We start from the raw sequence: 26,354 nt of genomic DNA on the forward strand, positions 1-26,354 counted from the left end.
TCTTTTTATTTTATATAAATTATATTGAATACGTTTTCTAAAATCTCATTAAGCTGTTTGTATTCAATTAAAAAAGCATCATGTCCGTGAATGGATTGTATTTTATGATGATACACATTGCTCTTAACTTTTCTTAAAACTTCGTAAGTTTCTTTATCTTCTTTGGCTACAAAAAAACGATCCGTATCTATTGAAACGATATGAATATTTGATTTCACATTACTTATTACATTTTCTAAACGCTCTCTTCCTCTAGTTATATCATTTGTTTTTAACAAATGATTCATCAATTTATAAGACGCTAACTGAAAACGTTGTTCTAATTTTTCTCCGTGATAGCATAACCAATTTTCAATTTCAAACCGTTGATTTTTCGGATTCACTTTTCCTTCAAACTTATTTTTTAACGATTCTGGTGTTCGATACAATAACATGGCATGAACACGAGCATCTTGAATAGGACTTGAAGAATTATTCAGAATTACATCTTGAACCAAAACATTAGCAATCATCCAATCGGTTGCTTTCCAGTCGGTTGCAATAGGAATTACATTCTCAATTGAATTAGGCTCTAAAACAGACATTTCCCAAGCAATTGCTCCGCCTAAACTTCCACCAATAACAGCAAAAAGTGATTCTATTTTCAATTGAAAAACAACTTGCCAAAAAACGCTAGCAATATCTCTTATTGTGAAATTTTTATAATCGACAATCTGATTTTCTTCATTACCATCAAATCCGTTTCCTGGAATATTTATTGCTAAAACGGTATAAAATTTTGTGTCAATTGTTTTATTTTCACCAATTAAATCATTCCACCAACCATTTTCCCCAACAACAGTTGAATTTCCTGTTAAAGCATGATTAACCAACACAACTGGTGCTGTTCCTAATTCTTGCCCAAAAGTTTCATAAAACAAATTCACGTTTTTTAGTGTTGTTTTGTTTTCTAAAACCCAATTCTTAATTACTATTTTTTTTAAATCAAGCATTTTAAAGAGATAAAGTTTTTATTAAAAGAGACTGTCAAAAAAGATTCATTTCAAACCGAAAAAAGAGAACTATCACAACTCATCTTTATAAACACAAACCAGAATTTATTTTCAATCTGAAACAAAGGCTTCTTCTTCAACAATCTCTAAACCTATAGAAATTACGCAATACTCTCTACAGGAAGTTTTTCAAAAACTGCTTGTAAATCTGCTTTTAAATCTTCAATAGCTTCTAAACCAACAGACAATCTGATTAAATCTTTAGAAACACCCGTTGTTAATTGATCTTTATCTGATAATTGTTGATGTGTTGTACTTGCCGGATGAATAATTAATGATTTTGTATCACCGATATTAGCTAAAAGCGAGAACAATTTTGTGTTATCTGCTACTTTTTTAGCCGCTTCAAAACCACCTTTTAATCCGAAAGTAACCACACCACTTTGTCCTTCTGGTAAATATTGTTGTGCTAATGCATAATATTGTGAGTCTTCAAGACCTGGATAATTTACCCAAGCTACTTGTTCTTGTTCTTGCAACCATTTTGCCAAAGCCAATGCATTTTCACTGTGTTTCTTGATTCTGATAGCTAATGTTTCTAAACCTTGAATAATTTGAAAAGCATTAAACGGACTTAGAGCTGCTCCAAAATCGCGTAACCCTTCAATTCTTACTTTTGCAATAAACGAAGCTGCTCCCAAAACATCATAATATTTTAATCCGTGATATCCTGCTGAAGGCTCTGTGAATTCAGGAAATTTCCCATTAGTCCAATCAAACTTTCCAGCGTCAATAATTACTCCACCAAGAGATGTTCCGTTTCCTGTTATGTATTTTGTTAGCGAATGAATTACCACATCTGCTCCGTGTTCGATTGGATTCAATAAATAAGGTGTAGCCACTGTATTATCAACCACAAACGGAACTTTATTTTCTTTAGCAACTTTAGATATTGCTTTTAAATCTAAGACATCTAATTTTGGATTCCCTAAGCTTTCTGCGAAAATTACTCTTGTGTTCTCTTGAATTGCTTTATCGAAATTTTCTGGATTTGAAGGATCTACAAATGTGGTAGTAATACCTAATCTTGGTAAAGTAACACTCAACAAGTTATAGGTTCCACCATATAAACTACTTGACGCAACAATATGATCGCCCGCTTTTAGCAACACTAACAAAGCTGTTCCAATTGCTGAAGTTCCTGATGCAGTAACAACAGCTCCAATTCCTCCTTCTAATTGTGCTAAACGTTGTTCTAAAACATCGTTTGTTGGATTATTCAATCGTGTATAAATATACCCAGCTTCTGTTAAACCAAATAAATTTGCTGCATGATCTGAATCATTAAAAACATAAGAAGATGTTTGATAAATCGGCACTGATCTTGTTCCTTGTGTCTTTGTTACATCGTGACCAGCGTGAAGTGCGTTTGTTGAAAATTTTTGTGTACTCATTTTTGTTTTTTTTAAATTATTATATTGTTTACTGTGGTATCAAATAAAAAGCCCTTTTAGGTTAGCTTACTAAAAGGACTTTTTTAAAAATAGAAGATAACTAAAATTAAATCTTTCGCTTTTGGCAATGGTAAGTCATAGTGCACATGCACATATTCATTTTACACATCATCATTATTTTGTTATTCTCTCTTTTCATTATTATTAATTTTTAAAATTCTATTTAAAACAAATAAGCCTCTATTTTCATAGAGGCTTATAGTTACTTTTTAATTATACTATAGAAAACCTCTGCGAATTCCTCCACATAATCATCATACACATATTACATATTTTGAAAATCATTTTCTATTCCTTTATTTAACGAGACAAAACTAGAATATTTTTCCGTTTAAAAAAAATAATTAGATTTATTTTCTAAATTTTATTATTTATATATTTAATTTAAGAATATTAAACTAAAAAAGCGAATTAAAAAAGACAAAAAATCTAGTGAATATCGTTTTCCTAAATTATCCTAAATAACATTCTTATACTAAACACTATCACCAAAACTGAAACCACAATTAAAGCTGCTTTTCTAGGCAACTTTCCTGCTAATTTAGCAGCAATTGGAGCAGCAAAAACACCACCAATAATAAGTCCGAGGACAACATACCAATGACTTACACCTAATGAAACAAAAAACACAATAGATGCCGAAAGTGTAACAAAAAACTCTGCCAAACTAACTGTTCCTACAACATATTTCGACTTTCTTCCTTTTGCCAACAATGTAGAAGTAACTATTGGTCCCCAACCACCACCGCCAAAAGCATCCATAAATCCACCAGAAAAGCCTAAAAAACCAAGAAACTTGATCTTTTTCTTCATTTGAATTTTCTTAAAAGCTAAAACCAAAAGTCGAATTCCTATTATAAATGTATAGGTTGACAAAATAACATATGCTATTTTTTCATATTCACTACCCAAATAAATTAACAATGAAGCACCTAAAACAGCACCCAAAACACCAAATATGGACAGCCAAAACAACATTCGCTTATTTACATTACCAAATTTATAATGCGAATAACCACTTATAGCACTCGAAAACATTTCTGCGGTATGAATACTTCCACTAATAGCTGGCAATTTTACACCTAAAAGCATCATACTCGTTGCACAAGTAACCCCATATCCTAAACCGACTGCTCCATCTATTAATTGCGCAACAAAACCAATTAAAAGCATATAATAAAACTCATTTGGGATTTCACTAAGTGCTGATTTAAAATCTGAAAAAGACAAAAAGTTTGACAAACCGAAACCAACAAAAAGCATTAGGAACGACAAAGCCAACATAAAAGCCAACCGTTTGTATTTATTTCGTCCATCCTCTTTTTTCTTTTTTTCAAAACTTTGCGTTAATCGATTCAAATCATGAAGTTTTTCTTGAAAATCACCTTTATGATTGGATCGAAATTTATTCAACACATCTAAACTTTCTTCTATATTATCTGGAATTATTTCTGTAAAATACTCACGCATTCTTTTTGCTAAAACAGGTGATTTTCCATTGGTAGAAATGGCAATTTTTAGACTTCCTTTATTTACAATTGAACCTAAATAAAAATCACACAAAGCAGGTTGATCTGCTGCATTAACTTTTATTCCTCTTGATTTCGCTAAGTTTCTCACTTCCAAATTCACCTCTGGACTATCTGTTCCAATAATTACAAAATCGATAGTATTTAAATCATTTTCTTCAAAAGGTCTTTCAAAAGCATCAATATTAGAATGAGAATCTATTATTTCCTTCAATTTCGGATAAATAATTGTTCCAACGATTGTAATTCTAATAGACGGATTTTGTCTTAGTAAAGTTTCTGTTTTTTCCAAACCTACATTTCCACCACCAACAATTAAAAAATGTGCTGTTTCCGTTTTTAGAAATACTGGAAATAATGTATTATTCATGATTTCACCATTTAAAGTACCGTTCTAAATGCAAAGTCTCCAAAAGTTTCTCCTTGATTTCTTTCTTTTACATATTTTCCTAACAAAGTATCTACTTCTTCTAGAATTTGACCTTCAGTTTGTTTTTCTTTATACAATCTATTCAAACGTTCTCCATATCGATCACCACCTAACATGAAATTATACTGTTCTGGACCAGTTCCTACAAAACCAAGTTCTGCAACATATGGACGACCACAACCATTTGGACAACCCGTCATACGAATTGTTATCTCATCATTTTGAAGGTTGTATTTTTCTAAAATAGGTTCAATTTTAGTTACCAAAACAGGCAAATAACGCTGTGCCTCTGCCAAAGCCAAAGGACATGTAGGCAAAGCCACACAAGCCATTGAGTTTTTTCTCAAAACACTATCTTGTTTTTCAACCTCATAAGACAAAATCAAAGCTTCAACCTTTGCTTTGTCATTTTCCGAAATCTCACCTAAAATTAAATTTTGGTTTCCTGAAAAAATAAAATTGGATACATTTAATTTAGCTACTTCATGTAGAAACTCTTTTTGATACGGACGAACTACTCCATGCTCTATAAAAAGGGTATAAAACCATCTTCCTTCTTCATTTTTCTCCCATCCAAAACGATCAGAACGTTCTGTAAATACAAAAGGTTTTTCTGGAGCAAACTTAAACCCAATCCTTTTTTCTAGTTCTTCTTTAAAACCTTGAACCGTTAACTTATCTACAGTATATTTCAAACGCGATAATTTTCTATCTACACGATTACCAAAATCTCTTTGAACCGTAAGAATTTCATATACTGCCTTCAAAGTTTTTTCTTCAGTATCTGTAAAACCAATAATACTTGCTAAACGAGAATACGTATTCGGATTTCCATGTGTAGTTGCCAAGCCACCGCCAATTGCGATATTAAACCCTTTCAATTCGTTGTTTTCTATAACTGCAATAAGTCCGATATCGTTTGTAAAAACATCTACATCATTACTTGGTGGAATTGCAATTGCAATCTTAAACTTTCTAGGTAAATAGCGATCTTCATATAATGGATCAGCTTCTGCTGAACGCTCGTATATTTTTTCTCCATCAATAAAAACATCATAATAAGATTGCGTTTTGGGCAATAATAAAGTTGATATTTTATCTGCATAATCATGAATATGCTTATGCAATGGAGATAATTGTGGATGCGAACTTGCAATAACATTACGATTTACGTCTCCACAAGCGGCAATAGAATCTAATTTTGCAACATTAAAAGCCTGAATTGTTGGACGTAGTTGATGTTTCAATAATCCGTGTAATTGCAACGTTTGACGTGTTGTAATCTTTAATGTTCCTGTTCCAAATTCTTCTGAAATTTCATGAGTAGCAATCCATTGCTCTGCATTAATTACACCACCTGGAATTCGCAAACGAATCATGAAAGAATATAATTTATCTAACTTTTTTGCAGCTCTTTCTGCACGTCTATCTCTATCATCTTGCACATACATTCCATGAAACTTTACTAATGTTTCATCATCTGGACGTACATTTCCAGTATGGTTATCTAAATCGATACTTTCTTTTAACGTTCCTCTAAGTCCGTCACTTTTTGTTTTTATAGCTTCTATTGGTGATAATTTCTCGCTCATTTTATTTTATTTTTTTAGTGATTGGTTATTAGTATTTAGTGATTAGCATATAGTAAATCGCTTAGTTTAAAGCTAATTACTATTCACTTATGACTTTATTTAATACACGTCTTTTTGGTATTTTCCTGCTGTTTCTAAATTTTCTAAAACCTCTTGCGCTTGTTCTTTAGTAATGTTTCTTTCCTGAATTAAAACATCTAGAATTGCATTTTCAACATCCAAGCTCATTGGATTTTTCTGTCCGCAGATATATAAACTTGCTCCATTTTCTAACCAAGCATTAAATTCACTTGCTTTCTCGCGAATACGATCTTGCACGTAAATTTTCTTTTCTTGATCACGAGAGAAAGCAGTGTCTAACCTTGTTAAAACACCTGTTGTAATCCATTCTTGAATTTCAGTTTGATAATAGAAATCCAACACAAAATGTTGTTCTCCAAAAAACAACCAATTTTTCCCTTCGGCTCCTGTTGCATCTCTATGCGCAATAAAGCTTCTAAACGGTGCAATTCCTGTACCTGGACCAATCATGATAACATCTGTATCTTCGTTTGGTAATCTGAAATTTTGATTTTTATGAATATAGAAATCGATAGAAGCATTTTCAGGATAATCTGCTAAAAATTGAGAAGCTAATCCTGTCTTAAACACATTGTTTACTGCAAACTTATTCAGATTAACCGTTAAATGCACTTCTCCATCGTGTGCTTCCGCAGAAGAAGAAATAGAATACAAACGAGGAGCAATTGGTAAAAGAATTTCTATTACCTCTTCAATTTTAAGAGTAGTTGGCTTTGAAAATAATTGCAACACATCTATCAAATCTGCTTTTTCAAAATCAATTGAAACACCTAAAATTGTCGCTAATTGTCCTAATGAACGCTTACTTAATCCTTTTATATTTCTTTCTAACAACCATTTTTCAATCGTTTTTTTCTCTTCCTTTATAACAATTTCAAGATTTGCATCAACCTTAAAATAGTCAATAATAAAAGCGACATCTTCTACTTTGTTTTTTGGAACAATTCCCAATGCATCACCAGGTTCATAGCTTATTTCATCATCAGAAACAATTTCAATATGATAGGTTTCTTTATTTGAACCTCTATCATTTAAAATAATTTTATTTGTAATTACTCCAGTATAATTCTTCTTATGCAGAAAAGTGGAAGTTTTAACAGTAGAAACAGAAGTTGAAGTTGCTTGATTTGCAAAGGCAGCCTGCAATTCTTTTTCCCAAACTAATACATCGGGAGCAAAATCAACATCTGCTTTTACCAATGGTAATAATCTTTTTGCTCCTTTTTCAGTTAAGACAGCATCTAACAAAACACCTGCATTACAAAAAAGAGGATACGATGAATCACCTAAGCCTAAAACAGCGTAAGAAACATTCTTTAAATCTAAATCAGTTGTTTTTAAATAGTCATAAAATTGAACTGCATTTTGAGGAAACTCACCTTCACCTTGCGTGCTCATTACGAATAAAACAAGCGTCTCTTTTTCTAATTTTGAATTATCAAATTGAAAAACATCAACAGCCTTTGCTTGAATTTTATTCTTTTTAAAAGTAGCTAATAACTGTGAAGCTACTTTTTTAGAATTCCCCGTTTCTGTTCCATAAATAATTAGTGGTTTTACCGCTACTTTTTCAGGAGTTGTATTTATTGGAATTTGAATTCCTCCACTATTTTTGTCTAAAAACCCAGCTAAATAGCCTTTTGTCCAGATAATTTCATCGTGAGATGCATTTTGCACCAGTTGTTGTAATAAACTTAATTTAGTTTCAGATAGCATTTTGAAAAAGTATTTTATGATTATCGAAATAGGATTCTGTTCTTGTTTTTTCAGTAAACCAAGAAAATTTTTGATGCAGATTTACCACATTTCCAATGATTAATAAAGTTGGCACATATTCAAATTCGGGCAACTGTTTCGTTTCAAGCTCTTCGAACTTAAAAACTGTTGTTTTTTGATCTGGTGTAGTGGCCTGTTGTACAATTGCAATCCCTTTTTGCTTCTCTATACCATTATTTAACAATTGCTCTGTTAGCGTATTCAAACGTTGTCCGCTCATATAAAAAACTAAAGTATCTTCTGTAGAAGCCCAGTCTTTCCATTGATTTTCAGTTACATTCTTTAAATCATATAAAGTAAGAAAACGGACACCTCTTGAATGCTCTCTTGCAGTTAAAGGAATACCTGTATATGCAGCAGCACCAAAAGCAGCCGAAACACCTGGTACAATTTCATAAGCAATACCGTTTTCAATTAAGACGTTTAATTCGTCTAAAACATTAGAAAATAACGAAACATCACCACCTTTTAATCGCAACACTAATTTTCCCATTAAGGCAAATTCTAGCATTAGCTCATTAATATCTTTTTGAGGTGTATGAATTCCTTTAGAACATTGCTTACCTACGTAAATCACCTCAGCATCTTTTCGAGCATATTCATCTACTAAAACAGGAGAAACTAATCTATCTGTTAGGACTACATCTGCAATTTTCAGATATTTTAGTGCTTTTAAACTTATTAAATCGGGATCGCCAGGACCAGCTCCAGCCAATATTACCTTCCCTTTATTTGAAATTTGTATCATTTTTTTATCGGAACACAAACACTATTATTCTATCGAACTAGTAGACTAATTAGCGTTGCAAATTTTTAATTATTTGTATATTTTTAGAACAATCCTTCTACTGAAAGGTATCTTTCACCTGTATCATAGTTAAAGGTTAAAACAACTGCATCATCTGGCAAAGACACTACTTTTTTTGCTACTGCAGCTAACGAAGCACCTGTAGAAATCCCTACTAAAATTCCTTCTTGCAAAGCACTTTTTCTAGCAAAATCGAAAGAATCTTCTTTAGAAACTGTAATTACTTCATCTATTAAATTTGTATTATAGTTTTCAGGAATAAAACCCGCACCAATACCTTGTAATGGATGTGGTCCTGGAGCACCACCACTTAAAACTGGAGATAATTCTGGCTCGACAGCAATAACTTTTAAATTTGGAAACTTATCTTTTAAAACCGAAGCAATACCTGTAATATGTCCACCTGTACCAACACCTGTTATAATATAATCTAAGCCTTCTGGAAAATCTTCAATAATCTCTAATGCCGTTGTTTTTTTATGCGCTTCAACATTAGCTGGATTTTCAAATTGCAAAGGAGACCAAGCATTTGGTATTTCTTTTACTAATTCTGCCGCTCTTTCAATAGCTCCTTTCATCCCTTTTTCACGAGGAGTTAATTCAAATTGAGCTCCGTAAATTTCCATTAATTTTCTACGTTCTACACTCATCGATTCTGGCATTACCAAAATTACTTTATAGCCTTTTACAGCAGCCACTAATGCTAAACCGATTCCTGTGTTTCCTGATGTTGGCTCAATAATAACACTTTCTTTATTCAACAAACCTTTTGCTTCGGCATCTTCAATCATTCCTAATGCGATACGATCTTTAATACTGTTTCCTGGATTTGTTTTTTCTAATTTTATCCAAACGTTTTTATTTTCACCAAATAATCTATTTATTTTAACTACTGGTGTTTTTCCAATTGTTTGTAATACGTTTTCTACTCTCATACTTATAATTTTTATTGTTGTTTATTTATATACTAAAATTGATTGGCTCTGGAAATTTGTTTTTTGATTTTATAACAATTTCGCTTTTATGAAAAACCAACGATTGTGAAGGAATTGACTCTGTTATCCATACATTTCCTCCAATAATTGCACCTTTTCCTATTGTTGTTTTTCCTCCAAGAATTGTTGCATTTGCATAGACAACTACTTTATCTTCAATTGTTGGATGTCTTTTCTCTTTTGCTTTATCCTTGCTTACACTCAAAGCACCTAATGTTACACCTTGATAAATTTTTACATCATTACCAATAATTGTTGTTTCTCCAATTACAACACCTGTTCCATGATCAATAAAAAAACGCTTCCCAATAGTTGCTCCCGGATGAATATCTATTCCTGTTTTACTGTGCGCATATTCTGAAATTAATCGTGGTAAAATTGGCACTTCACTTTTCCAAAGTTTATTCGCTAATCGATGAACTACAATTGCAAAAAAACCAGGATAGGACAACAAAACTTCTTCTTTTGATTTTGCTGCAGGGTCAAACTCGAAAATCACTTTTAAATCGGACACTAAAGTTTCATGCAAAACTGCTATCTCTTCAAAAAAAGATATTGCTTTATTATTTGAGACTTCAGAAGTAGAACCAACTTGCTTTATAAAACGACTCAATTCGGTTCTTAATTCATCTTCTTTACGTTGAAAAATAGAAAAATCTTCATACTCTTTTTTAATACAAAAAATCCATATAAAAAAATCTTCAAGCCAAGATTCAACTTGTCGCTTATCAAAATAAATACGCGTCTGTGAAAAATTTGATTTGTGTAATAATTGCAATTTATCCATTTTCATTTGACAGTATTTTACAAGAACATTAATGCTCCAACAGTATTTAAACTTGTTTCATCGATAAGTATTGCATTTCCCGATTTTGGATTATTAGCAAAAGTATCATAAAACAAAGGTTGATTTGTTTTCAATGTAATTTGAGCAATATCATTTAACTTTATTTCATCTGCCGCAACAAATTCCCAATCATTAATATTCCATTTTTGATTAATGATTTGAATTTTCACTCGAACTGTTTTAAAACGGTGTTGTAATAAATAGGTTTTTCCAATTTGAAGCGCACTATCATCTAACCACGAAATCCAAGATTTTAATTCGTTAGCCGAAGTTGGCAATTCATCCTTTTTCACAATAGCATCACCTCGACTAATATCAATATTATTTTCAAAATGAAGCACCACATTTTCTCCTGCAATTACTTTATCGACAGAAATATTATTTTTTTCAATTGTTTTAATCTTAGTTGTTATATTCGCAGGTAATACCACAATTTCATCACCTACTTCATAGCTTCCACTTAAAACTAATCCCGCATAACCTCTATAATCATGATATTGTTCATCTTTTGGACGAATAACCCATTGTACTTGAAAACGGGATTCTAGGTTTACAGTCGATGCTATTTCAATTTCTTCTAAAGTTTCTAATAGTGCTTTACCCGAATACCAAGGCGTTTTTTCTGATTTTGCAACCACATTATCTCCAGCCAAAGCACTAACAGGAATATATGTTATCGAACTATAATTTAGTTCTGATTTAATTTTTTCGAAATCAGATTGTATCTCTTTAAATACATCTTCAGAATAATTAACCAAATCAATTTTATTAATCGCCAATATCGCTTTTTGAATCCCCATTAAAGAACCAATGCTAGCATGACGTTTCGTTTGTTCTGTTATTCCTTTTCGAGCATCAACCAAAATGATTATCAAATCTGAATTTGAAGCACCTGTAATCATATTTCGAGTATACTGTTCATGCCCAGGAGCATCTGCAATAATGAACTTTCTCTTTTTAGTTGAAAAATACTTATAGGCAACATCTATTGTAATTCCTTGTTCGCGCTCGGCACGCAATCCATCAGTAATTAAGGAAAGATCAATATCTACACCTTCTTGTTTTGTTTGCTTCTGTAAAACACCTAATTGATCTGTGTGAATTGAATCAGAATCATACAATAATCGTCCAATTAATGTGCTTTTCCCATCATCTACATTTCCAGCTGTTATAAATCGTAATGTATTCATGTTTTTTTCTGTTTTCTATCTTCTTACTTCTCTCCTAAAAATATCCTTGCTTCTTTCTATCTTCCATTGCTGCTTCAGACAATTGATCATCCAATCGTGTCTGTCCTCTTTCGCTTATTCTTGTTTGAATTATATCTTCAATTATGTCTTCAATTGTTTCTGCATTTGAAGACACTGCTGCTGTACAAGTCATATCTCCAACTGTTCTATAACGCACTTTTTCTAAAACTACTTTATCTCCTTCTAAAGGTTGAATGAATTGCGAAGTCGCTACCAGCCTATCTTGATGAACAATACATTCTCTATCATGTGCGAAATACAAGTTTGGCAATTCTATATCATATTTTTTAATATAATTCCAAACATCTAATTCCGTCCAGTTACTGATTGGAAAAACACGCACATTATTTCCTTTTTGCACTTTACCATTTAAAATATCCCATAGCTCTGGACGTTGTAATTTTGGATCCCATTGTCCAAAATCGTCTCTAACAGAAAAAATACGTTCTTTTGCTCGTGCTTTTTCCTCATCTCTCCTTGCCCCACCAATACATGCATCAAAACCATTGTCTTGAATAGCATCTAAAAGCGCATAGGTTTGCAATGCATTTCTAGAAGGAAAACGACCTGGTGTTTCCTTTAAATTATACTTCACTATACTTTCCTCTACAGAAGCTACAATTAGTTTTTCGCCAATTTTATTAACCAAATAATCTCTAAAAGCAATAGCTTCGGGAAAATTATGTCCTGTATCAATATGTACTAATGGAAATGGAAATTTCCCTGGTCGAAAAGCCTTCAATGCTAAATGCACCAATACGATTGAGTCTTTACCTCCAGAAAATAAAAGTGCTGGATTTTCAAACTGTGCTGCTGTTTCCCGAAGAATATATATCGCTTCGTTTTCCAACTGTTCTAAATAATCATTATTCTTTGCCATTTTTTTAAATCTATAATTACTATTTACTTAACTTTTATTTTTGTTTCTGGATATAAAAAAACCCCTGCTATATGCAGAGGTTTCAATTGACTATATTAAAAATTTTATTTTTAGGCAATAGAATGTCTCTGCGGAAGTTTCCACATCATACAACACATATTGCAAAAAATTGATTTCATTGTTTTCCTAATTATTGATGAGGCAAATTTAGAAACATTTTCCGAAAACAAAAACAAAATAGGTAAATTTTCTAAATTTTGCTTTATTTAGTTATTTTTTAAGAAAAAAAAACTAATCAAAACACCTAATACATATTATATTATTGTCAATTGCAGTTTTTGATGATTTATAAATTTTTATTTAAAATAAATTAAAAAAGGGCTTGATATTCAATTTGATTACTTAAATTTGCAATGAACAATAAGAGGAAAAATTTGAACTGATTGCAACCTCTATTCTACTCATTACTATATAGTAAGAGCTTGAATAAAAAAATGCTAAAGCAGTACATTTACTACTACTTTAGGTTTTCTGCATCACAATTTTTCTTCATTTAATTTTAAAAATATATAGAATATGGCTTATTTATTTACGTCAGAGTCTGTGAGTGAAGGACATCCAGATAAGGTTGCTGACCAAATTAGTGACGCATTAATTGATAATTTTTTAGCATTCGATCCAGAATCGAAAGTTGCCTGTGAAACACTTGTAACAACAGGTCAAGTAATTTTAGCTGGTGAAGTAAAATCAAACACTTACTTAGATGTACAGCAAATTGCAAGAGAAGTAATCAAAAAAATTGGTTATACAAAAAGTGAGTACATGTTTGAGGCCAATTCTTGTGGAATTTTATCTGCTATTCACGAACAATCTGCAGACATTAACCAAGGTGTCGACAAAGCTAACAAAGAAGAGCAAGGAGCAGGAGACCAAGGAATGATGTTTGGCTATGCAACTAATGAAACTAAGAACTACATGCCTTTGGCTTTAGATTTATCTCATGCTTTATTAATTGAATTAGCAAACCTAAGAAGAGAAAATAATGAAATAACTTATTTGCGTCCAGATGCCAAATCGCAAGTTACTTTAGAATATTCTGATGACAACAAACCCGTTAGAATTGATGCAATTGTAATTTCAACTCAACATGATGATTTTGTTAAACCTAAATCAAGCTCAAGAGAAGATAAAGTTGTAGCTGAAGACGAAATGTTAGCAAAAATTAAAAATGATTTAGTATCTATTTTAATTCCAAGAATAAAAGCAAAGTACCCACAATACGCTCACTTGTTCAATAACGAAATTACTTATCACATCAATCCAACAGGAGTATTTGTAATTGGCGGACCTCATGGAGACACTGGATTAACAGGTAGAAAAATAATAGTTGACACTTATGGTGGAAAAGGAGCACATGGTGGTGGTGCATTTTCCGGAAAAGACCCAAGTAAAGTTGACAGATCTGCAGCTTATGCTACACGTCACATTGCAAAAAATTTAGTAGCTGCTGGAGTAGCTAGTGAGATTTTAGTACAAGTTTCTTATGCTATTGGTGTTGCTAAACCAACTTCAATAAACGTAAATACTTATGGAACTTCTAGTTTAAAAATGACAGATGGAGAAATAAGCAAAGTAGTTGAAGGTATTTTTGACATGCGCCCTTACTTTATTGAACAACGTTTAAAGTTAAGAAATCCTATTTACAGCGAAACAGCTGCATACGGACACATGGGTAGAACTCCTGAAACAGTAACTAAAACATTTAGTTTACCAAATGGAGAAGACAAGACAGTTACTGTTGAGTTATTTACTTGGGAGAAATTAGATTTTGTAGACAAAGTAAAAACTGCTTTTGGATTGTAATATTTCTCAAAACACAATATAAAAAAACCTGATTCAAATTATAGAATCAGGTTTTTTTGTATTATTGTCAAAATTTACACATTATGAAAAATAAAATCACCTTTATTTGTATATTTTATTGTACAATGAGTTTTATAATTTCTTTCATTGATTATGATTTTTTTTCAAAAAACAATTACGAATACATATTTTACATTTTAAAATTTTTCAATCCTATTCATTTCGACCTTCTACACTTTAAGAACGAATTAGTACTGCCTAATAACAATGAAGGAACTTACACTTCAATTTCACTTAACGGGATCATCTTCTTATTAACCTTACTAATTGGGACCATAATTTATCATTTAAGCAATCAAAAGAAGAGTCGTTTATTACATTTTACACTACTATTCTTTTTTGTTTCAAAATCAGTGAGTTTAATTTTTTCGTTATTTAACATTACTCATTTCATTAAAAACCAGCCAGGCTTAACATTTTACTATACAACTACCAATATCTTCTGGATTTTCTTCGCATACAAAGCAATTAACCATCTTAACTCATTAAAAACATTAATAACAGTGAGCATTAATAAAAATGAAATTAAAGAAAGAGTGAGTGCTCGCGAAATAATAAATCAATCACTTAGCAAAGAAAACACAAGACAAATCCCTTATGAAAAAGCAACAATTGGAGATCGATTTTTAAATTACATTTTAGACACTTTTTTTGTGATTTTAATATTCTCACCAAACATTTTTGGACTAGCAAGAAGTACAGAATATCGAGAAAGCATTTATAATTTAGGAAATGAAATAGGAGAAAGTACTGTTTTAATTCTTTTTTTAGCCATTAGCAGACTAATTTATTACATTATCAGCGAAGGCATATTTCATCTTTCCCCAGCTAAAGCATTAACTGAAACTCAGATTCATTCAACTACAGAAAGCAAACTTAGTTTCGCAACAGTTATTGGAAGATCATTTTCTAGATTAATTCCCTTTGAGCCTTTTAGTTTTTTCAGCAAAACTGGATGGCATGATGACCTATCCAATACAACTGTTTTAAAAAACAAAAAAACAGGGAACTCACAGATTTACTCAATTTTATTTATTTTATTATTTGTTCTTATTTCAGTTATTTACGGATTAAATAAATATAAGTTTTAAAAAACATATGTATTAACGGCTACAAATTATATTTCATACTTAAAACAATATATCTAGGCTGTACTATATAGCTTGAAAAACTATTTGTCCCTCCTAATTGATTAAAGCTATTACTATTCAATGCTTTAGTATTTAACAAGTTTGTACCAGAAAGTTTCCATTCTACTTTACTGTCTTTCTTTTGATAGGTTAAGCTCGATGAAAGAAAATCATATTCGGTGTCAATAGTTTTTTCCTTATTTCTATTGTGATAGAAACTATATTCAGTTACAAAAGAAAATGCCTCTAAAAAGAAATACTCCAACTCAACAGAAGGGTTATCAGTATAGAAAACACTACTTGAATTGTCATTAATACTGAAAGCGTATTGCAAACTCAAGTTTGGATATTTTTTAAAATTTGTTGAAAATCGAACATTATAATTTTGAGAGAATGATTCTGTTGTTTGAATGTTTTCTTCTGTTGTTGGCAACACTCTAATATTATTGAATTTACTCCAATTTAAACTTAAACCCGCTGAAGCTTTATAATATCTTGCAAAAGAACGTCCGTAATTTGCTGCTCCTGAAAATGTTTCATCTGCAAAGTTAGAATCTATATTTACCGCAGAAGTAACCTGATTTGCACTTGTTAACAACGCTTTATTTTTAATAGCATCTACTTGCTTAGTATAAGTTATGTTTGCAAATATGTTTTCGAAATTAAACATATTATACTTAAAATAGCGAAGACTATGCACTTGTGATAATGAATTTTCTAGATTACGATTTCCACTAAATAGACTGTTATAATTTGAAAAAACGAAGCCTTCTGATAACTTAACAATATCTGTAAAATTGTTAGACAATGAAAAATTATAAGTTAAACTTTCCGATTTTTTAATTTGATATTGTGCAAAGAAATCTGGAAGAAATCGATTAAAACTTTGTTTATTACTTGTTCCCAACTGCACATCATTTGTACTATAATTATGCACACTAAATCCTGGGTTAAATGTGAATTTTCCTTTTATAAATTTATAATGTAGCCCTAAGAACACATCATTAAAAGCATAATTAACATCATTATTACTATCCTCAGAATCTAAATCGTTAACAGATTGATTATCTAACACTTGAAAAATATGTGAATCAAAATTTTGATACGAATAGGTATTTCCGACAGTAATATTTACATTACTTTTTGGAGTTAGCATATAGTAATAATCAAACTTAACATCAATTTTATTTGTTTTCACAAAACGTTGTTGCGAAATATCATCTCGAACCTGCATTGTATTATAATCTGAACCCAAATTAAAAGCTAAATTTTGCAAATTAGCATTATAAAAAGGATCTTCTTGTTGGTATAAATGCTGACTTTCAAATGCGAAAACATTTTTATCATTCAATGTATAATAATAATTCAAGTTTTGGTTGATACTGAAAGGTTTTTGGTTTTTATTGGTATAAATATCACCTAATTCTGTAGAAAAAACACTTTGATTTTCTTTTTGATTTGAAAACTTCAATAAAGCATCATAATCAAAATGCAATTTTGTAGAAGGCACATAGCTTGAGCTCAATTTAAAAATTCCTAAATCACTTTTTTGTCTTGAAATATCTTCTTTTTCTTCTACGGCATTCACAGAAGCACCTTCTGGCAAATCGTTTACAGAATTAGTTTGCACGTCGGTTTTATTCCCTAAGAATATTCCAAAACCACTCAATGTCCATGCCTTTGAAGGGTTGTAACTAAAATTAGCCGCACCAAACTTTGTATTTATATTTGCCGCTTGATCGTTTCTTAATCCAAGAATACCTAAATCGTTTGATGACACATTAAAACTTGAACCTCCTTTACGCATCATATTTTTAAATCCACCTGTAAACTTAAAATAATCACGCATTGTTAACGGTAATTCTCCAATATTATTAAGGTTTCCAATTACATTGATGCTATACTTAGGACTATAATAGAACAATTTAGGATTTATCAAGTAACGATCTTCTTCATGACCAACTCCAACACCAGCCGTTACATCTCCAAACCAGAAATTCTTTTTTCCTTCTTTTAATTTAATATTAATTGCTATGCTTTCCTCGTTATTTTCAAGTCCTTTTAAATTCGACACTTCATTATAATTTCTTAGTACCTGAATTTTATCTAGCGCATCGGCAGGAATATTTTTTGTAGCAATCTTTGTGTCTCCATCAAAAAAATCTTTCCCTTCAACCATTATTTTTTGAACCGTTTTCCCTTCTACCTGAATTTCTCCATCTTTATTAACTTCAACACCTGGTAATTTTTTCAGGACATCTTCTAATTTTTTTTCAGTTCCGTTAGTAAATGAGTCCGAATTATAGATAATTGTATCTCCGGATATCGAAACTGGCATCTCATAAACCACTTCAACATCTTTTAATTGAACACCTTGCGACATTTCGATATCAAAAACCATATTTGCAGTTTTTGTATCTACTTGTTTTTCATAAGACTGAAACCCAATATAACTTGCTTTTATTTGATAGGAAGAGCTTGCTTTTAAATTTAAAATAAATTTACCGTTTTCATTTGTAATCGCATACGCATCCATTGCTTTAGTGTCATTATTTATAGCCATAACATTAGCCATTTCCAACCCTAAACCCGTACTGTCTTTAACAACACCTTCAAAACGTATGTTTTGAGAAAAACCTATTGAAACAACGAACAAAAAGGCAATTAAGAGATATTTTTTCATTTTTAGAAATTCATTTACTATTATATACAAGTCGATTATTTCAATTGTTTGTTACAAACCATAAGACACTTTGACAATTAAATTCAAAAAAGGTTTAATTAGTGGTCTATACTTATTTCAATTACACCATCATCGTTCATCATTTTTTTCAATCTTTCTTCTTTAATTTCATCAAACTCTTTTTGAGTTACTTTTTTACCCGATTTAGGGGCTTTAATTTTTAGATCTTCTTCAATATTCAAGACTATTTTAGAACACAAATAGGTCGTTTCATTTTCATGCAATTCCAATATTAAACCTGGTAATCCCCAGTATTTACTTGGACCATTTGAAACTGGAATATCTAATGTATACCACGCTTCAATTACTTGTTCTTTTAAATCTCCTGAAACTATAAAAGCCGTTTTATTCGATTTCTGTTTATTCAATAACTCCTCTCTTTCCTTTCTATCCTCGTCGGTAACAGGAATAATTATTTTTGCTTTATAACATGTATAATTCCCAATTTTCTTCTGTTCACCTTCCATAATCCAATTCATTTTTGGTAACGAATCCATTACTAAAAATTCTTTCCCAAAAATATCTTCTTCCGATACATACTTTTTTTCTTTAAGATTTTTATAGGTTTTAGAACGATTACTACCTGAAAAAACAGTAACAAAATTTACCGAACTACTTCCTGAAGGAGCATTTAATTTTTCTTCCTCTTGATAAACAGATTCAAACCTATTAAAGTTTAAAACATATGTTTTCTCAAATGCTTTTGCCATTTTCTCTTTTATTTGATCTAACATTTCTGGCGACATTCCATCACTCTTTATATCCAAATCTCCCATTTGTGTTTTTGAAGAGTAAATAGCTTTTCCTTGAAAATTCTGTGCATTACTTTTTAGAATTGTAAAAAATACAACTAGTAAACTTATTATTAATCGTGTCATTTTTTCTGTTTTTTAAATTAACACTACAAACTAAAGAATACGAAAACTAACAATGGGTTAATCTTTGTTAACGTATGTTAACGAGCTACTATCTAAACAAATAGTTCTTACTTTTGAAAAATGAAAATAAGTATCCGAAAAATATTTTTCTTTATCTGTATTATAATTGTAGCTACAATATGCCTACAAGTATATTGGAATTATAAAAACTATATTTCTAATAAGAATAGGCTTTCTAATGAAATTCAAATTGCTTATGATAAATCTTTAGAAATCTATTTTAATGAAGAATCTAAAAACGAAATGATTAGTTTTATTAGTGACAACAAAACACTTAAATCTAGAGATTTCATTAAAAGTATAGTACTTGACTCGGTTTTTAAATCATTAATAAAAACCAACAAACCTAAGAAAAGTAAAACGTCAGACACTGTATTCATTGAATCTTTTGAAGATAACAACATGAAAATTGACACTCAAATCTTTATTGAGGATTCAAAAGTAAATGCATTTCCGAAAAACACTTCAATAAAAGTATTAAGAGGAAAAAAAGCCCAAGATGAAATTGGAGGTATTGAACAGTTTCCAAATCGTTTTGTAATTACAATTTCTAGCGATTCTATAAAGTACAACGTTGTCGATTCGATTTTTAAAACCGAGTTAAAACGCAAAAATATTCGTTTAAATTATGGGTTTAGACATTTAAAAAATGACACTTTATTCAATAATTTCTCCACAACGAAAGAAAAACTCACTCTGAATTTAAAACCAAAATCATCATTTTTTAAACCTTCTGAAACAATGTTATTAGATTTTAACCATTCTAATTCATTGCTTTTCCAAAGAATGGGAAGCGAACTTCTCTTGTCTTTAATTTTCCTAATTGCAATTATTAGTTGTTTATTTTTCATGTTACACATCATTAACAAACAGAAAAAAATTGATGAAATAAAAAACGATTTCATTAACAACATTACTCACGAATTCAAAACGCCAATAACTACTATTTCAACAGCCTTAGAAGGAATGAGCAATTTCAACCCTACAAATGACATTGAGAAAAACAAAAAATACATTTCAATTTCCATAAATCAGCTTTCTAAATTGGAAAGCATGGTTGAAAAAATATTAGAAACAGCCACATTAAACACTGAAGAACTTAGGCTTAATCGTGAACAATTGGATTTAATTCCTTTTATAAGCGCAATAGTAGAAAAGCACAAAACAATAACCTATAAAGAAATTTCTTTATCAAATGAATTAAATGATTTGTCTTTTTATGGAGATGCTTTCTATCTTGAAAACGTATTTTCAAATCTAATTGACAACGCAATTAAATATGGAGGAGAAATTATAACTATAACGCCTCTAATTGCTAACAAAAACATCATTATAGACATAACCGATAATGGAAACACAATTTCGAAAAATGAAGAAAAAGCTGTTTTCGATAAATTTTATAGAATACCTAAAGGAAACGTTCACGATGTTAAAGGCTATGGAATTGGTCTTTATTTTTCAAAAATCATAATAGAAAAACATGGTGGTTCAATAACTTTAATTAGAACAAACGAAACCACTTTTAGAATTACTTTGCCATATGAATCTTAACGTATTATTAGCAGAAGATGAATCCTCTTTAGGATTGATTGTTAAAGAAAGTTTAGAAAACAGAAACTTTACTGTCACTTTATGCGAAAATGGAGAGCTTGCTTTCGAAATTTTCAAGAAACATTCTTTTGATGCTTTAGTGCTAGACATTATGATGCCTAAAAAAGATGGTTTTACACTCGCAGAAGAAATTAGAAAAATTGATAAAGAAATACCTATTCTTTTTTTAACTGCTAAATCGCAAACCGAAGACGTTGTTAAAGGCTTTAAAATTGGATGTAATGACTATATTAAAAAACCATTTAGCATTGAAGAATTAATTGTTAGAATAATATCTTTAACAAATAGAAACCAACAAACCGTTAAGAAAACCACGTTAAACATTGGAAAATATGAGTTTAACACTGAAAATCAAGTTTTAAAGTACAACGACAAAACTTTCAAACTAACAAATAGAGAGGCTTCTTTACTAGAGTTATTGATTCAAAACAAAGGAGAAATAATCAACAGAGAAACCATTTTAAACACTGTTTGGGAGAACAATGATTTTTTTAGCGGACGAAGTATGGATGTATTTATAACCAAACTTAGAAAAAAATTAAACCTCGACCCTAATGTTGAAATTATCAACAGTAGAGGTCGAGGCTATAAATTAATTGAATAGAAGGGTTATGATTAATGAAACCCGCCTCTTCCGCCACGCTGTCCACCATACATTTCTCTCATTTCCTCCATTTTCTTCATTACAATGTCGTCATATTCCGTTTGCGTAACTTCTTTTCCTTTAGTTGCTGCTTTAATTTCAGCTTTATCTTTAGTATTCATAACGATTTTAGAACATAACAAAACTGTAGTTCCATCATTCACTTCTAATATTAAACCTGGCAATCCCCAATATTTATCTGGACCTTGATTAATTGGTATTTCTGGACAATACCATGCTGTAATTGTTTTTTCTTTTATCTGTTCAAAGTCTTCCTTTAGAAAGTTAGTTTTCTTCGACGCATCAATGGAATCTTTAGTTTTCTTTGCTTTTTCTTCCTTATCCTTATTTCCTCTCATTCTAAAATTCCTCATGTCAGAAGCGTCTGTTTTAACCACAGCTGTCGCTTTGAAACAAGTATATTCTCCAATTTTCTTACTTTCAGAAGACATTTGCCATTTATAGTTTGTAAGTGTGTCTTTTATTAAAAATTCTTTTCCAAAAAACTCTTTATCTACAACATACATTTTTTCTTTCACATTCTTATATTGTGTTCCACCACCTCCCATAATAGATGCCATCATTCTTCCACCACCTTGCTGACCAGGAGCTTCTAATTTTTCTTCTTCTTTATAGATGGATGCCGTTTTTTCGAAATTTAGCACAAATGTTTTTTCAAACATCTTTTTCATATTCTCCTCAATCCTCTTTTGCATATCAGGTGTTATTTCCCTGTTACCACCAAAGTTTTTCATCATTTCTGCCGTACTTGTTTTCGACTCATACACTGCCATTCCTTGAAAGTTTTGCGCATTCAAAAACACAGAAACGAATAATAAGGACGTAATAATTATTTTTTTCATCATTGCTAGAATTAATTCATCTTTAAATAATAGACTATTAAATATGTTATTTGTTACAGTAATTTTCACTAATATAGAACAAAAACTATTATCTTTAGACATCATTTCTTCAAAAAGGTTTAATTCAAATATTAAATGAAGTTTAATTTATTTCTATTTACTTTTCAATTTACTACTGCTCTCTTTTCTCAAGAAAGCATAAAAACAAAAAAAACAGATTCTTTAAATCTTGACTTTGATGTTGTGTATGCTTATAATTCTGATGCTATATATTATAAAAAGAGCACCTCTTTGTTTAAAAGTACAAAACAAAAAGAATTTGAGTACAATAATTTCTCATTAGGAAAAATTGAGATGGTAAACACTTACAATCCTTTACAAACATTACTTTTCTATAGAAATTTCAATACAATAGTGTTACTCGATAATCAATTAAGTGAGACCTATAAACTTAACGGAAATCATTTAGAGCAACCTATCAATTTTGAAGCTGTTGGACAAGCAGGACAAAATCAAATATGGTTTTTTGATTCTTTCTCTCAAAAAATAGGCTTATATCATTTTAACACAAACACTATAAAATTCATTTCTACTCCATTATTATCTAATAGAATAAAATACTACCAATCCAATTACAATTATTTTTATTGGGTAGATAATAACAATGACATTAATAAAATTTCAGTTTTTGGAAAAATTAGTTTTTTAGATAGAGCTTCTGATTTTGATTTTATTCAATTAACAGACAAAGAAAATTACATTTATAAGAAAGAAAACAAGCTTTATTACAAAGACATAGTGAGTGAGCTTACGTATGAAATTATTATTTCACAAAATTCATTTGATAATTTCTATTATAAAAATGGAATTTTATCTATTTTTACCACTGATAAAGTTATTAATTATAAAATACAATTACCGTAATGCATATAGCAGTTGCTGGAAATATTGGAGCAGGTAAAACCACATTAACAAAGTTACTTGCAAAACATTTTAAATGGGAAGCTCATTATGAAGATGTTGTTGACAATCCTTATTTAGATGATTTTTACCATAAAATGGAACGTTGGAGTTTTAATTTACAAATATATTTTTTAAATAGCCGATTTAGACAAGTTTTACAAATTAGAGAAAGCGGAAAAACTACTATTCAAGACAGAACCATCTATGAAGATTCGCATATTTTTGCACCTAATCTTCATACTATGGGATTGATGACAAATAGAGATTTCAATAATTATAAGTCTTTATTCGACTTAATGGAAGGCTTAGTTGGTTCTCCTGATTTACTTATTTATTTGAGAAGTTCAATTCCTAATTTAGTAAATCAAATTCATAAAAGAGGTAGAGATTATGAAAATACAATTTCTATTGATTATTTAAGCAGGCTAAACGAGCGCTATGAAGCTTGGATAGAAACATATGACAAAGGAAAATTAGTTATAATAGATGTTGATAATATTAATTTCGTAGACAATCCTGAAGATCTAGGAAGTATCATAAATCGTATTGATGCTGAGATAAACGGATTGTTTTAACACATTTAACACTACTTTTTAATGCCACATTCGTGGCATTTTATTATTTTAGTAGAAATATAATTAGACAAACATGCCATTAGTAACACCATTATTACCCGATCACGATAAAGAAACAAAAGAATTAGCCGATTTCTTTAATGAAACGTTAGGTTTTTGCCCTAATTCAGTATTAACAATGCAACATCGTCCTGCAATTTCCAAGGCTTTTATTAATCTTAATAAAGCCGTTATGGAAAACCAAGGAAGAGTAACCTCTTCTTTAAAAAGAATGATTGCATGGGTAAGCAGCAACTCAACAGGTTGTCGTTATTGCCAAGCACATGCTATACGAGCTGCAGAACGCTATGGAGCAGACCAAGAAAAACTAGATAATATTTGGGAATACAAAACCCATACTGCCTTTACTGATGCAGAAAGAATTGCTTTAGACTTTTCGCTTGCAGCTTCATTAGTACCAAATGCAGTAACTGAAGATATCAAGACCGAGTTATACAAATATTGGGACGAAGGAGAAATTGTAGAAATGCTAGGTGTAATTTCTTTGTTCGGATATCTAAATAGATGGAATGATTCTATGGGCACAACACTTGAAGAAGATGCAATAGACAGCGGAAATCAATACCTAGGAAAAACAGGTTGGGAAGTTGGAAAACATCAATAAAACTAAAAAAGAGGCAATTATTTCAAATGTATTGCCTCTTTTTTTATCTAGTTCTCTTTCGTACTGGAATATTAAAAATTAAAGAAAATTGATTCTTTGACACATTTTCAAAAGGTGATTTGTTTGTTGAAATAGTATATCCATAAGACAGAGAAACATAACTAAACAATCCAAACCCTATCTTAGGTGTAACTACAAAATCTGTTTCATCAAAATCTGTTTGATATTTTGTTTCCATTCCTAAATGAAGAAGGAAAGCAGATACTTCATATCCTACTTTTATAGCGTAAACATCTGTAAAATTAGGGCTTTTTGGCAACCATTCAACTGCCACATAATATCCTCTTGAAAAATATCCTGTATCACCAATATTAGAAAGGTGTTTTGCATAGCCTATTTCTGAATAGAATGTGTGATTAATTCCTATTCCCAAGCGAATATCGTTGGTTTTAATATTATCAAAATGTGTTCTATTATGAAAAACATAAGTGCTATCCTGAGAGAAGCAATTATTAATAGACAGAAACAACGCTATTATTACAATATATCGTATCACTTTTTATTTTTATTATAAATGTAGGTCTTTTATTTAGTTGCTCAAAAAAACCTATAACATTATGAATCTATAATTAATTCCATTCAATACTCACTTTATTATTCTGTTTTTTCGCTACCGTTATAAAATTGACTTTCAAGCCTAACGAAAACTTCGCTATTAAAGGTTTTTATGAAAGAGTTGACTTTTTTCTAAATTATTCCTTTATCAGTTTAATACTTGAACGTTTATTATCATCTGAAACAAAATTCAAAAAATAGATACCCGAAGATAATAGAGAGAAATCTATTCTATTGTTTTTAACATTTGCTATTATCATTTCTCCTTTTGCATTATACACAGAAATTGAGTTTAGATCTTTTTCAGTTTTAATAAATACAAAATCTGTTGTTGGATTAGGATATATTTTTACCTCAAAATCAGCATTAAAATCATTAAGTCCTAATGTTGTTTGCCCAGCAGTAATACTAGCGTCAGGCACGTTGTTATAAGCATAACTTTTTATAGTTATGGTTCCTGTAGCTCCTCCTGTAGAGCTAATTAGAATCCATCCATAATGAGTAGTAGTCCCAATCTTGAATTTAGTTCCAATATAAGAGTCTCCAGCTGGAAAAATATCATTTGCATTTGCCCACATTGGGTTGATGTAAGCATCCCCTTGAGCATCAAACAAACTTAAATTACTTATAGTGCTGCCTTCACTTAAAAACTTCATCACGTCCCAACCATAACCACTATCAATAGAACCCGAACTAACAAAATTTACATCGTTGGCATTAAAGAATGTACTAACTCCATTCAAATCCTCAAAAGAAAATTCAATTGTTCCATCAGAATTAAAGTCAAAATTGAATAAAGTGTTTGTTGGTGAAAACGTAAAGTCTGGAATGTCTTTTACAATGATTGTTGCCTGAGCTAAAGAGAAACTAATAAGGCTTAAGAATAAAATAATTTTTTTCATGATTTAAGTTTTAAAATTAAAGCGCAAATGTATTTAGCCGTTAATTATTTCAAAAAAAAAGACTACTCAAAAACTACTCAAATCAGTAAA

At 30.6% G+C, this 26,354-nt stretch carries 22 protein-coding genes; 7 read left to right on the forward strand and 15 right to left on the reverse strand.

Features of this window, described 5'->3' with window-relative positions:
* Positions 1-5: 5 nt before the first annotated feature.
* The 10 genes from L2Z92_RS04320 to cysD all read right to left on the reverse strand — a co-directional run bounded on the left by L2Z92_RS04320 (position 6) and on the right by cysD (position 12,694).
* The gene (locus L2Z92_RS04320; RefSeq protein WP_236457615.1) at positions 6-992 is read right to left on the reverse strand and encodes an alpha/beta fold hydrolase; all 987 of its coding nucleotides are present in this window, start codon (positions 990-992) and stop codon (positions 6-8) included.
* Between the two features lie 161 nt (positions 993-1,153).
* Positions 1,154-2,446: an O-acetylhomoserine aminocarboxypropyltransferase/cysteine synthase family protein gene (locus L2Z92_RS04325; RefSeq protein WP_236457616.1), complete on the reverse strand. Its 1,293-nt coding sequence runs from the start codon at positions 2,444-2,446 to the stop codon at positions 1,154-1,156.
* A 507-nt stretch (positions 2,447-2,953) separates the two neighbouring features.
* A complete protein-coding gene (locus tag L2Z92_RS04330) occupies positions 2,954-4,405 on the reverse strand; it encodes a TSUP family transporter (RefSeq protein WP_236457617.1) in 1,452 nt (483 codons plus the stop codon).
* Between the two features lie 11 nt (positions 4,406-4,416).
* Entirely contained in the window at positions 4,417-6,057 is a 1,641-nt protein-coding gene (locus L2Z92_RS04335) for an NADPH-dependent assimilatory sulfite reductase hemoprotein subunit (RefSeq protein ID WP_236457618.1), read from the reverse strand.
* Positions 6,058-6,156: 99 nt separating this feature from the next.
* Positions 6,157-7,854 (reverse strand): diflavin oxidoreductase, encoded by a 1,698-nt coding sequence (locus L2Z92_RS04340; protein WP_236457619.1) that lies wholly within the window; start codon positions 7,852-7,854, stop codon positions 6,157-6,159.
* Entirely contained in the window at positions 7,844-8,662 is an 819-nt protein-coding gene (cobA, locus tag L2Z92_RS04345; protein WP_236457620.1) for a uroporphyrinogen-III C-methyltransferase, read from the reverse strand. Before cobA ends, L2Z92_RS04340 begins: the two co-directional genes overlap by 11 nt.
* Before the next feature lie 83 nt (positions 8,663-8,745).
* Positions 8,746-9,657 (reverse strand): cysteine synthase A, encoded by a 912-nt coding sequence (gene cysK / locus L2Z92_RS04350; RefSeq protein ID WP_236457621.1) that lies wholly within the window; start codon positions 9,655-9,657, stop codon positions 8,746-8,748.
* Between the two features lie 25 nt (positions 9,658-9,682).
* On the reverse strand, positions 9,683-10,510 hold the full coding sequence (gene epsC / locus L2Z92_RS04355; protein ID WP_236457622.1) for a serine O-acetyltransferase EpsC: 828 nt from the start codon (positions 10,508-10,510) through the stop codon (positions 9,683-9,685).
* Positions 10,511-10,521: 11 nt separating this feature from the next.
* The gene (locus L2Z92_RS04360) at positions 10,522-11,754 is read right to left on the reverse strand and encodes a sulfate adenylyltransferase subunit 1 (RefSeq protein WP_236457623.1); all 1,233 of its coding nucleotides are present in this window, start codon (positions 11,752-11,754) and stop codon (positions 10,522-10,524) included.
* 34 nt (positions 11,755-11,788) lie between these two features.
* Complete coding sequence (cysD, locus tag L2Z92_RS04365) at positions 11,789-12,694, reverse strand: sulfate adenylyltransferase subunit CysD (RefSeq protein ID WP_236457624.1); 906 nt, start codon at positions 12,692-12,694, stop codon at positions 11,789-11,791.
* A gap of 576 nt (positions 12,695-13,270) precedes the next feature.
* Between cysD and metK the strand changes: the two genes are divergently transcribed.
* Positions 13,271-14,557 (forward strand): methionine adenosyltransferase, encoded by a 1,287-nt coding sequence (gene metK / locus L2Z92_RS04370; RefSeq protein ID WP_236457625.1) that lies wholly within the window; start codon positions 13,271-13,273, stop codon positions 14,555-14,557.
* 125 nt (positions 14,558-14,682) lie between these two features.
* Complete coding sequence (locus L2Z92_RS04375; RefSeq protein ID WP_236457626.1) at positions 14,683-15,708, forward strand: RDD family protein; 1,026 nt, start codon at positions 14,683-14,685, stop codon at positions 15,706-15,708.
* Between the two features lie 19 nt (positions 15,709-15,727).
* Here L2Z92_RS04375 and L2Z92_RS04380 read toward each other — a convergent pair whose 3' ends face one another.
* Both L2Z92_RS04380 and L2Z92_RS04385 read right to left on the reverse strand, forming a co-directional pair.
* Positions 15,728-18,430 carry a TonB-dependent receptor gene (locus tag L2Z92_RS04380; RefSeq protein WP_236457627.1) on the reverse strand — a complete coding sequence of 901 codons (2,703 nt, stop codon included), beginning with the start codon at positions 18,428-18,430 and terminating at the stop codon, positions 15,728-15,730.
* 98 nt (positions 18,431-18,528) lie between these two features.
* A complete protein-coding gene (locus L2Z92_RS04385; protein WP_236457628.1) occupies positions 18,529-19,368 on the reverse strand; it encodes a GLPGLI family protein in 840 nt (279 codons plus the stop codon).
* A 120-nt stretch (positions 19,369-19,488) separates the two neighbouring features.
* On the opposite strand from L2Z92_RS04385, the gene L2Z92_RS04390 reads away from it, so the two are divergent.
* Together L2Z92_RS04390 and L2Z92_RS04395 are read left to right on the forward strand one after the other, a co-directional pair.
* Positions 19,489-20,979 (forward strand): sensor histidine kinase, encoded by a 1,491-nt coding sequence (locus tag L2Z92_RS04390; protein WP_236457629.1) that lies wholly within the window; start codon positions 19,489-19,491, stop codon positions 20,977-20,979.
* Complete coding sequence (locus L2Z92_RS04395) at positions 20,969-21,643, forward strand: response regulator transcription factor (protein WP_236457630.1); 675 nt, start codon at positions 20,969-20,971, stop codon at positions 21,641-21,643. The genes L2Z92_RS04390 and L2Z92_RS04395 overlap by 11 nt, the downstream gene beginning before the upstream one ends.
* An 11-nt stretch (positions 21,644-21,654) precedes the next feature.
* On the opposite strand, the gene L2Z92_RS04400 is transcribed toward L2Z92_RS04395, so the two are convergent.
* Positions 21,655-22,545, reverse strand: coding sequence for a GLPGLI family protein (locus tag L2Z92_RS04400; RefSeq protein ID WP_236458818.1), 891 nt, complete (start codon positions 22,543-22,545; stop codon positions 21,655-21,657).
* Between the two features lie 135 nt (positions 22,546-22,680).
* Here L2Z92_RS04400 and L2Z92_RS04405 point away from each other — a divergent pair, with 135 nt between their 5' ends.
* From L2Z92_RS04405 to L2Z92_RS04415, 3 genes are all read left to right on the forward strand, one after another.
* Positions 22,681-23,469: a hypothetical protein gene (locus L2Z92_RS04405; protein ID WP_236457631.1), complete on the forward strand. Its 789-nt coding sequence runs from the start codon at positions 22,681-22,683 to the stop codon at positions 23,467-23,469.
* The gene (locus L2Z92_RS04410; protein ID WP_236457632.1) at positions 23,469-24,083 is read left to right on the forward strand and encodes a deoxynucleoside kinase; all 615 of its coding nucleotides are present in this window, start codon (positions 23,469-23,471) and stop codon (positions 24,081-24,083) included. Before L2Z92_RS04405 ends, L2Z92_RS04410 begins: the two co-directional genes overlap by 1 nt.
* A 73-nt stretch (positions 24,084-24,156) precedes the next feature.
* Positions 24,157-24,747 carry a carboxymuconolactone decarboxylase family protein gene (locus L2Z92_RS04415; protein ID WP_236457633.1) on the forward strand — a complete coding sequence of 197 codons (591 nt, stop codon included), beginning with the start codon at positions 24,157-24,159 and terminating at the stop codon, positions 24,745-24,747.
* A 43-nt stretch (positions 24,748-24,790) separates the two neighbouring features.
* Here L2Z92_RS04415 and L2Z92_RS04420 read toward each other — a convergent pair whose 3' ends face one another.
* Together L2Z92_RS04420 and L2Z92_RS04425 are read right to left on the reverse strand one after the other, a co-directional pair.
* Positions 24,791-25,303, reverse strand: a complete 513-nt coding sequence (locus tag L2Z92_RS04420; protein ID WP_236457634.1) for a hypothetical protein — start codon at positions 25,301-25,303, stop codon at positions 24,791-24,793.
* A 196-nt stretch (positions 25,304-25,499) separates the two neighbouring features.
* Positions 25,500-26,264, reverse strand: a complete 765-nt coding sequence (locus tag L2Z92_RS04425) for a T9SS type A sorting domain-containing protein (RefSeq protein WP_236457635.1) — start codon at positions 26,262-26,264, stop codon at positions 25,500-25,502.
* Positions 26,265-26,354: the final 90 nt, after the last annotated feature.

Origin of the sequence: Flavobacterium jumunjinense (assembly GCF_021650975.2) — a bacterium.
GTDB classification, from domain to species: Bacteria; Bacteroidota; Bacteroidia; order Flavobacteriales; family Flavobacteriaceae; genus Flavobacterium; species Flavobacterium jumunjinense.